The following is an 8,166-nucleotide window of genomic DNA, read 5'->3' on the forward strand; positions in this document are numbered from 1 at the left end:
TGCCTGAGCATCAAGACGCAGAAGAACCCATTCGCACTTTGCCGCAAGTTACTGATCAACGCCTCCCGCGCGGCTTATGATCAGTTACAGCTGCTTCTCGCAGCTACTGCGTAACATCAGATCGTAAACAGGTTCTATACCAGTTCAGCCTTTTCGATCAGCACATCACTCACTGGCACATCCTGATGCATGCCCTTGGCGCCAGTGCGGACTGCTTTGATGGCATCTACCACGTCAGCGCCTTCGACCACCTTACCAAATACGCAGTAGCCAAAGCCCTGTGCAGTCGGGGCCGTGTAGTTCAGAAAGTTATTATTGCTAACGTTGATGAAGAACTGCGCGCTGGCCGAGTGTGGGTCGGGTGTGCGGGCCATGGCCACCGTGTATTTGTCGTTTTTCAAGCCATTGGCCGCTTCGTTCTCGACGGGTGTGCGGGTTTCTTTTTGCTTCATACCTACTTCAAAACCACCACCTTGAATCATGAAGTCGTTGATGACACGGTGAAAAACAGTGCCGCTGTAGTGGCCAGCTTTGACATACTCAACAAAGTTGGCGACCGTTTTTGGCGCCTTGGCTTCGTCAAGTTCGATACCGATAAGACCGTGGTTGGTGTGGAGATTGACGCGCATAAAGAGTGTCCTTTCGTTTTATTTATGGTCTGCCAGCTTGCGGGGCGGGCAGTGGGTAAAAGTTAGGGCAGCGGCTTGGCCGACATGATGATGATAGGTTTGAGTGGCACATCTGGCATCCCATTCACAACCCCGGTTGGCTGGTCGGCCATTTTTTCAACCACATCCATGCCTTTCACCACCTTGCCAAACACCGCATAGCCCCAACCGCGTGGGGTCGATTCGCGGTAGTTCAGTGCGGCGTTATCACGCAAGTTGATATAGAACTGCGCGCTGGCTGAGTGTGGGTCGTTGGTACGTGCCATGGCTAAAGTGCCTGGGCTGTTCATTAGACCATTGTTCGCTTCGTTCTGAATTGGCTTGCCAGTTGGTTTCTCTTGCATGTCGGCACTATAGCCGCCGCCCTGCGCTACAAAACCAGCAATCACCCGGTGGAAGATCGTGCCGTTGTAGTGGCCCTTGTTTACATAGCCGAGGAAATTCTCGACTGACTTTGGCGCTTTATCGGCGAACAGCTCTATTTCGACATTGCCTTGGTTTGTGGTGAATAGCACATGTGGATTGGCGGCATGGGCTAGCGGTGCGAAGGCAATCAATAATAGGCTGAAAAATAGGCGTTTCATCGTATTCCTGTGTGGTTTTACGGTAGTCGATAATGTTAGCACAGGCCCTATGATCAGGCTTTTACGGTGTTTGCCATGGTTCGGTGGGCGGTATCTAACATCAAGGTACGTGAAAGTTTTTCCACTAGCCCCTACAATCGGCCTTCCTCCAAACGCATCGGGAGTACGACCATGGACAAGCTGATTACCGAATTCGATCGCGCGCTGCGCACCGTTTTCGCACCGGCAGCCAGTGTGCGTCCCCACCCTGATGCTCATTTGTCAGAAGCCAGTTTGAGTGCAGCGGAAAAGCGCCACGCTGCTGGTTTGATGCGGGTAAATCATTGCGGTGAAGTTTGTGCGCAGGCGCTGTATCAGGGGCAGGCGCTGACGGCACGTAATCCGGTAACGCGTGATGCACTGCGTCAGGCAGCCCAGGAAGAAACCGAGCATCTGGCGTGGACAGAGCGACGCCTGGATGAGCTGGGTAGCCACAAGAGTTTGCTGAACCCCTTTTGGTATGCCAGTTCGTTGGCGATGGGCATAACGGCAGGATTGATTGGCGACCGATGGAATCTGGGGTTTCTGGCCGAGACTGAACGGCAGGTCAGCCAGCATCTGGACAGCCATTTGAGTTTGCTGCCGGTTGAGGATGCGCGTAGCCGGGCCGTGGTGACGCAGATGTTTGTTGATGAAACCGCCCATGCAGAGGCCGCGATTGAGCTTGGGGCTGCTGAATTGCCTACCCCGGCAAAGGTTGCAATGCGTGCTATGTCACGTGTGATGACCACATTGTCCTATCGCCTCTAGTGCCTGCCTACCCCCCAATCCGTGTTTTGTACGGCGGCTTTGGGCTGGGTTAAGCAAAAAATAATAATTAGAAAGCAATTTCATGTTCCGCATCCGGTTAAACGGGCTGTGGAGGAACCCCGACTTCGTGCGCCTTTGGTTGGCTCAGGGGATTTCTGACTTCGGCTCCTACATTTCCCACTTGGCTTTGCCCTTGACCGCCGCTGTGTTACTGCACGCTAGTCCGATGCAAATGGGAGTGCTATCGGCTATCGAGGTTCTCCCGTTTGCCCTATTCAGCCTGCATGCGGGGGTATTGATTGACCGCAACCGCCGCATGCCGCTGATGATGTTGCGGGACATACTCTGCGCGCTCTCCCTCCTGGTGGTGCCAATTGCCGCATGGGGTGGCTGGCTTTCTATGCCGGTGCTGTGTGTGGTGGGTTTTCTATGCCTGAGTGGTGAAGTTGTGGGTGGTTCCGCACATCAGAGCTATGTCGCTAATCTCATTGGTAAAGACAGGTTGGTTGAAGCGCACAGTAAGTTTATGGCGACGGCGTCTACTGCCCAGATTTCGGCCCCGGGCCTGGCAGGTATGTTGATCCATTGGTTTACTGCGCCGGTAGCTATCCTGTTCAATGCTGTGTCCTTTGTGGTTTCGGCACTTATTTTGCGCACGATTCGGGCGGTTGAACCACCGATCGAGGCCCGTCGGCGCGAGTCGGTGTGGCGAGAAATCAAGGCGGGATTACGATTGGTGTGGGATACACCCTTATTGCGTGCCTTGGCAGTACAAACTTGCCTTTGGCAGCTACTCAATTACATGTTGGCGGCGGTTCTCGTCCTGTTTGCAGTACGTGAGCTAAAACTGGATGCTGCACATATGGGATTGAGTTATATGCTTGGCGGATTGGGAAGCATGCTGGCGGCCCTTAGTGCTGAAAGGTTAGGCGGGCGATTTGGTGTTGGACCCATGGTTGGTTGGGGGTTTGTCGCTACAGCAGCGTCCTGGTTGGGCTTTGGTTTTATCCCTGGCGGTGTTGCCACAAGCATGTTGTGGTTCAGCCTTTGCCAATGCCTGTTTTCTTTTGGCGCAACAATGTTTTCTATTCATTACTTGGCTACGAGAGCCGCCGTGACGCCGGATGTGCTGCTTGGCAGAATGATTGCAACCATGCGCTTCTTTACGGTCGCGCCCGCCCCACTGGGCGCATTGGCGGGTGGTGCTTTGGCGACAGCGTTAGGTTTGCGGGGGGCGTTATACGTAATTGGTGGGCTGGCCGCGATGCTTGCCTGGTATGTGGTGAAGCGTTCGCCCGCACGATTGTTACGGGTTTTGCCTAGGCGCCACGAAGAGGGAGCGGTGGGTGTTGGCTAAAGCTTGAAACAGCCAAGTAGTGTCGTTACTTGGCTATTTTGGCAGTAAAGCATTTGCAAGATCAGATATCGATGATTTCAAAATCGTGGCTGATCTTTACGCTGTGGCCCAACATGATAGAAGCCGAGCAGTACTTTTCTGCGGAAAGCGAGATGGCGCGTTTTACCTGCTCCTCTTTCAATTGCCGCCCTTTGACGACAAAGTGCATATGAATATGGGTGAATACCTTGGGGTCGGTATCTGCGCGCAGTGCTTCCAGCATAACGTCGCAGTCGACGATGTCTGCACGGCCTTTCTTTAGGATTGTCACCACATCGAAGGCGGTGCAGCCCCCTGTGCCCATCAGTAACATCTCCATGGGTCGAGGGCCCATGTTCTGTCCGCCCGCCGCCGGAGCGCCATCCATCAGTACAGCATGGCCAGACTCACACTGAGCCAGAAAACTAACATTCTCAATCCATTTGATCCGCGCTTGCATCGGCTACTTTCTACATAAAGTGGAACGGACGACTGACTTGCGGCAGTGCAGTAAGCGCGTGACATGTAATGACACGTCTGACTACAAAATTGAAACAAGCAGGCAAGTTTTGGCTACTTTTATTGCAATGGGATGTAATTTTGCTCCCGTTTATCAATTTTATGCCGCGCCGCACAAAAAATACTTGCGATTTTGATTAGTGCTACGTATTATCCGAACTGCATTGAGGCGGTACACGCAATGTGTGTGCTTTGATGTTGTCTCCTCCATCCTCCTTCTTTGGTGGAATTACGCGCAACCCATAACTCGGTTGCGCTTTTTTTTGTCTGTACTTTATGATCATCCTTCATTCCGTGCCGAGGGTCGGCACGGATGATCTGTCAACGTTCTTCGGTTTGACAGCGCTTTGTTTTTTCAAATAGAATGCGCGACTTTCCGTAAATCGAACGAATCTGGAAGAGCCGTATGAAAACCTTCTCCGCCAAGCCGCACGAGGTACAGCGCGACTGGTTTGTAGTCGACGCCACCGATAAGGTGCTGGGTCGCCTCGCCGCCGAAATCGCTCACCGCCTGCGCGGTAAGCACAAAGCTATTTACACCCCTCACGTCGATACTGGTGATTTCATCGTTGTCGTTAATGCAGACAAGCTGCGTGTGACTGGTGATAAGGCTAAGCAAAAGACTTATTTTCGCCACTCGGGTTACCCGGGCGGTATCTATGAGCGTTCCTTCACTGAAATGCAGGAGCGTTTCCCTGAGCGCGTGCTCGAGAAAGCCGTTAAGGGCATGTTGCCCAAGGGCCCACTCGGTTACGCCATGATCAAGAAACTCAAGGTTTACGCTAGCGCTGAGCATCCGCACACTGCGCAACAGCCTAAAGTCCTTGAAGTCTAATTACGACCAGATACAAGGACTGAAAAAATGGTTGGTAAGTATTATTACGGTACGGGTCGTCGCAAGAGCGCTGTTGCTCGCGTTTTCCTGGCTAAGGGTTCGGGCAAGATCGTTGTAAACGGTAAGCCATTGGATCAATATTTTTCTCGCGAAACCGGCCGTATGGTGGTTCGTCAGCCGCTGGTGTTGACCGAAAACCTGGAAGCCTTCGACATTCTGGTGAATGTGGTTGGTGGTGGTGAAACTGGTCAAGCTGGCGCGTTGCGTCATGGTATCACCCGTGCGTTGATCGAGTTTGACTCTGCATTGAAGCCGACACTGTCGCGCGCTGGTCTGGTGACTCGCGATGCACGTGAAGTTGAGCGTAAGAAGGTCGGTCTGCGTAAGGCGCGCCGCGCCAAGCAGTTCTCGAAGCGCTAATCGTCAGATTCGACGCGAAGATTCGTTCGAGTACGTCGGCGCGAGCCGGAAAAACCGCCAGTTTTACTGGCGGTTTTTTTTGCTTTGTCCGGTTGATTAGGGATACCAAGGAATCAATGTATCATCGACCCTCTTTGGCATACGGTTAAGGGAATTACGGCATGATCAAGGTTGGGATCGTAGGCGGTACGGGCTATACGGGCGTAGAGCTGATGCGTTTGCTGGCACGCCATGGTGGTGTATCGCTTCAGGCGATAACCTCGCGTAAAGAGGCAGGCATGCCGGTGGCCGAGATGTATCCCAGTCTACGTGGTTATGTCGATATTGCTTTTTCTACCCCTGCCGAGGCGCAACTCAATAAGTGCGATGTAGTCTTTTTTGCCACGCCTAACGGTATAGCGATGCAAGAGGCCGAGGCGTTATTGGCTGCCGGCGTAAGGGTGATTGATCTCGCCGCTGATTTCCGAATCAAGGACGTGGCGGAGTGGGAGAAGTGGTATGGCATGAGCCACGCAAGCCCCGGTTTGGTCGCTGAAGCCGTCTATGGGTTGCCGGAAGTAAACCGCGAACGTATTAGATCCGCTCGGTTGATTGCCAATCCAGGCTGCTACCCGACAGCGGTACAGCTGGGTTTTCTACCTTTGATAGAGGCCGGTGTAATTGATCCAAGTAATTTGATTGCCGACAGCAAGTCTGGCGTATCGGGTGCTGGCCGCAAGGCGGAGGTTCATACGCTACTTTGCGAGGCCGGTGATAATTTCAAGGCTTATGGCGTTGGAGGTCACCGTCATTTACCAGAGATAAAACAAGGTTTGGCTGGAGCAGCGGGTAAGCCAGTGGACTTGACCTTTGTGCCCCATCTTACGCCGATGATTAGAGGCATTCATGCCACCTTGTATGCACGACTGACCAAGGATGTGGATGTGCAAACCTTGTTTGAGCATCGTTATGCGGATGAGCGCTTTGTTGATGTGATGCCCGCCGGCAGTACACCTGAAACACGCTCGGTGCGTGGCGGGAATACCTGCCGGATTGCTGTATATCGCCCGCAGGAAGGCGATACTGTGGTTGTGCTGTCTGTAATTGATAATTTGGTTAAGGGTGCTGCGGGGCAGGCGATACAGAACATGAACTTGATGTTTGGCCTGCCTGAAGGGCAGGGTTTGGATATCGTTCCTTTACTGCCTTGATTTATATGATTGGGCGCTGGAAACGTCGAGGTAATCATCTGGCGACTGCCAAGCTGGCGGTCAGGCAGCACCGTCCCTGGTATATCCTCATGGGAGTGACGCTGCTGAGTGCCGCTGTGCTGGCGGGCATAGGCGTGCTGTTGTTCCATTATGGTGAATATGAAGGCCGACGTGATCCGAACGCTATTCTGGCGGTGCAAGGTGCTTCACGCGAAGCCAGCAGATTGATGCAGGAGTTGGCTGATACGCGCCAAAAGCTGGTTGCTGCCGATCAGCAACTGCGACTGGAATTGGCCACCCGTGAGACGTTGTCGCGTCAGTTACAACAGCTTCAGGCGGATAATGGTGGACTGCGTGAACGGGTCGGATTTTATGAATCTTTGTTGACCAAAACAGACCGGGCTCCCGCTTTGGCAATTGAAGTTTTCCGGGTTGAGTCGCTTAGTCCAGGGCATTACCGTTTAAGCGCCATCTTGCTTCAAGGTCAGTCCAGCCAGGAGGCATTTAAAGGCGAGTTGGAATTTCGCCTGACGACCGAGCGCAATGGCAAGCGGGAAACAGTAGTCTGGCCGCAACCAAGAGAGCCCTTTACCGTTTCGCGATTTACCCGTTTGGAGCGTGAGACGAACTTACCTGTAGATGTGGCCCTAAAGCAAGTTGAACTAAGAATTTATGCCGCTGGTGAAAATCGCACGCGGTTGACGCGCGTTTATGATGTGAAAGGATAATCGTGTTTGGTAAAGACAAACATACTAAAGCCACGAACCGGATTGATAGTCTGATTGGTTTGGACGCCCGTATTGAGGGCAATATGAATTTTTCGGGTGGGCTGCGTATTGATGGTGAGGTCGTGGGCGACGTCACTGCTATTGATGAAAAGCCAAGTACCCTGGTGGTAAGCGAAAAAGCTCGTATTCGGGGTACGGTTCGGGTATCTCACCTCGTACTTAATGGCGCAATAGATGGGCCGATACATGCTTCACATTATTTAGAGCTCCAGTCCAAATGTAAGGTTGTGGGCGATGTGTATTACAACTCGCTGGAGATGCATCCCGGTGCTGTAGTGGTTGGGCAGCTGATCCATATGGGCGGTATTGACAATAAACCGGCTCTGCTGCTGCCAGCGAAAAAATCACCTATACTTGAAACAGTCAGTGAGTGACCACATTTTTAGGCTAAGTCCCCGTCTAAAAAAGGGTTAACAAAAGTTCACCAAGCGCGGATAATCGTCGCTGTAAATCACTGATTTGTCTGGAGTACGCGCCATGAATGCCCCTGTTGAAATGAGTACCCCCTTTATATTCACCGATAATGCTGCTGCTAAGGTGGCGGATTTGATCGCAGAGGAAGGCAATCCTGACCTTAAGTTGCGCGTATTCGTAACGGGTGGTGGTTGCTCAGGTTTCCAATACGGCTTTACCTTTGATGAAATTGTCAATGAAGACGACACACCGTATGAAAAGAATGGCGTGACCTTATTGGTCGACCCGATGAGCTATCAGTACCTTGTGGGTGCTGAAATCGACTATGTGGAAAGCATTGAAGGTTCTCAGTTCACCATCAAGAATCCGAATGCCTCTTCGACCTGTGGATGTGGTTCATCCTTCTCGGTTTGATCGCTACTCGAGCAACACCCCAATAAAAAAGCCCCAATAATCTGGGTAATGCCGTTCACTTTAGCCAGTGAACGGCATTTCTCTTGCCAGTCGTGAGTCCTGCTGTCATGTTGTCCACGAACGTTTCAAGTGGATATCTGGATGCTCGGCAAGGCTCACAAACACCCCGA

Annotated in this window: 11 protein-coding genes; 8 read left to right on the plus strand and 3 right to left on the minus strand. The window is 52.3% G+C overall.

The window, feature by feature from the left end; translation table 11 throughout:
* Window positions 1-134: 134 nt before the first annotated feature.
* Both CSQ89_RS18130 and CSQ89_RS18135 read right to left on the minus strand, forming a co-directional pair.
* Window positions 135-629 (minus strand): peptidylprolyl isomerase, encoded by a 495-nt coding sequence (locus CSQ89_RS18130; protein ID WP_099407486.1) that lies wholly within the window; start codon window positions 627-629, stop codon window positions 135-137.
* 62 nt (window positions 630-691) lie between these two features.
* The gene (locus tag CSQ89_RS18135; protein ID WP_099407487.1) at window positions 692-1,252 is read right to left on the minus strand and encodes a peptidylprolyl isomerase; all 561 of its coding nucleotides are present in this window, start codon (window positions 1,250-1,252) and stop codon (window positions 692-694) included.
* Window positions 1,253-1,423: 171 nt separating this feature from the next.
* On the opposite strand from CSQ89_RS18135, the gene coq7 reads away from it, so the two are divergent.
* Together coq7 and CSQ89_RS18145 are read left to right on the plus strand one after the other, a co-directional pair.
* Window positions 1,424-2,041 (plus strand): 2-polyprenyl-3-methyl-6-methoxy-1,4-benzoquinone monooxygenase, encoded by a 618-nt coding sequence (gene coq7, locus CSQ89_RS18140; RefSeq protein ID WP_099407488.1) that lies wholly within the window; start codon window positions 1,424-1,426, stop codon window positions 2,039-2,041.
* 82 nt (window positions 2,042-2,123) lie between these two features.
* A complete protein-coding gene (locus CSQ89_RS18145) occupies window positions 2,124-3,398 on the plus strand; it encodes an MFS transporter (RefSeq protein WP_099407489.1) in 1,275 nt (424 codons plus the stop codon).
* 61 nt (window positions 3,399-3,459) lie between these two features.
* Here CSQ89_RS18145 and CSQ89_RS18150 read toward each other — a convergent pair whose 3' ends face one another.
* Window positions 3,460-3,876, minus strand: a complete 417-nt coding sequence (locus CSQ89_RS18150) for an OsmC family protein (protein ID WP_099407490.1) — start codon at window positions 3,874-3,876, stop codon at window positions 3,460-3,462.
* A 465-nt stretch (window positions 3,877-4,341) separates the two neighbouring features.
* Between CSQ89_RS18150 and rplM the strand changes: the two genes are divergently transcribed.
* The 6 genes from rplM (at window position 4,342) to erpA (ending at window position 7,996) form a co-directional block, all read left to right on the plus strand.
* Window positions 4,342-4,770: a 50S ribosomal protein L13 gene (gene rplM / locus CSQ89_RS18155; RefSeq protein ID WP_099407491.1), complete on the plus strand. Its 429-nt coding sequence runs from the start codon at window positions 4,342-4,344 to the stop codon at window positions 4,768-4,770.
* Between the two features lie 27 nt (window positions 4,771-4,797).
* Entirely contained in the window at window positions 4,798-5,190 is a 393-nt protein-coding gene (gene rpsI / locus CSQ89_RS18160) for a 30S ribosomal protein S9 (RefSeq protein WP_099407492.1), read from the plus strand.
* Between the two features lie 161 nt (window positions 5,191-5,351).
* Window positions 5,352-6,380 carry an N-acetyl-gamma-glutamyl-phosphate reductase gene (gene argC, locus CSQ89_RS18165; RefSeq protein WP_099407493.1) on the plus strand — a complete coding sequence of 343 codons (1,029 nt, stop codon included), beginning with the start codon at window positions 5,352-5,354 and terminating at the stop codon, window positions 6,378-6,380.
* A gap of 89 nt (window positions 6,381-6,469) precedes the next feature.
* Window positions 6,470-7,108, plus strand: a complete 639-nt coding sequence (locus CSQ89_RS18170) for a DUF6776 family protein (RefSeq protein WP_139022772.1) — start codon at window positions 6,470-6,472, stop codon at window positions 7,106-7,108.
* A gap of 2 nt (window positions 7,109-7,110) precedes the next feature.
* Window positions 7,111-7,542: a bactofilin family protein gene (locus CSQ89_RS18175; protein WP_099407495.1), complete on the plus strand. Its 432-nt coding sequence runs from the start codon at window positions 7,111-7,113 to the stop codon at window positions 7,540-7,542.
* Between the two features lie 103 nt (window positions 7,543-7,645).
* Window positions 7,646-7,996 carry an iron-sulfur cluster insertion protein ErpA gene (gene erpA / locus CSQ89_RS18180; RefSeq protein WP_099407496.1) on the plus strand — a complete coding sequence of 117 codons (351 nt, stop codon included), beginning with the start codon at window positions 7,646-7,648 and terminating at the stop codon, window positions 7,994-7,996.
* The last annotated feature ends 170 nt before the right edge of the window (window positions 7,997-8,166 follow it).

The sequence above is a fragment of the Chitinimonas sp. BJB300 genome (assembly GCF_002735695.1).
In the GTDB taxonomy this organism is placed as follows: Bacteria; Pseudomonadota; Gammaproteobacteria; order Burkholderiales; family Chitinimonadaceae; genus Chitinimonas.

Excerpts from the sequence above, each read along its gene's own strand:
- CSQ89_RS18145 (WP_099407489.1), top strand. The coding sequence starts at position 2,124 with ATGTTCCGCATCCGGTTAAACGGGCTGTGGAGGAACCCCGACTTCGTG.
- rpsI (WP_099407492.1), top strand. The coding sequence starts at position 4,798 with ATGGTTGGTAAGTATTATTACGGTACGGGTCGTCGCAAGAGCGCTGTT.
- erpA (WP_099407496.1), top strand. The coding sequence starts at position 7,646 with ATGAATGCCCCTGTTGAAATGAGTACCCCCTTTATATTCACCGATAAT.
- coq7 (WP_099407488.1), top strand. The coding sequence starts at position 1,424 with ATGGACAAGCTGATTACCGAATTCGATCGCGCGCTGCGCACCGTTTTC.
- rplM (WP_099407491.1), top strand. The coding sequence starts at position 4,342 with ATGAAAACCTTCTCCGCCAAGCCGCACGAGGTACAGCGCGACTGGTTT.
- CSQ89_RS18130 (WP_099407486.1), bottom strand. The coding sequence starts at position 629 with ATGCGCGTCAATCTCCACACCAACCACGGTCTTATCGGTATCGAACTT.
- CSQ89_RS18150 (WP_099407490.1), bottom strand. The coding sequence starts at position 3,876 with ATGCAAGCGCGGATCAAATGGATTGAGAATGTTAGTTTTCTGGCTCAG.
- argC (WP_099407493.1), top strand. The coding sequence starts at position 5,352 with ATGATCAAGGTTGGGATCGTAGGCGGTACGGGCTATACGGGCGTAGAG.
- CSQ89_RS18135 (WP_099407487.1), bottom strand. The coding sequence starts at position 1,252 with ATGAAACGCCTATTTTTCAGCCTATTATTGATTGCCTTCGCACCGCTA.
- CSQ89_RS18170 (WP_139022772.1), top strand. The coding sequence starts at position 6,470 with ATGGGAGTGACGCTGCTGAGTGCCGCTGTGCTGGCGGGCATAGGCGTG.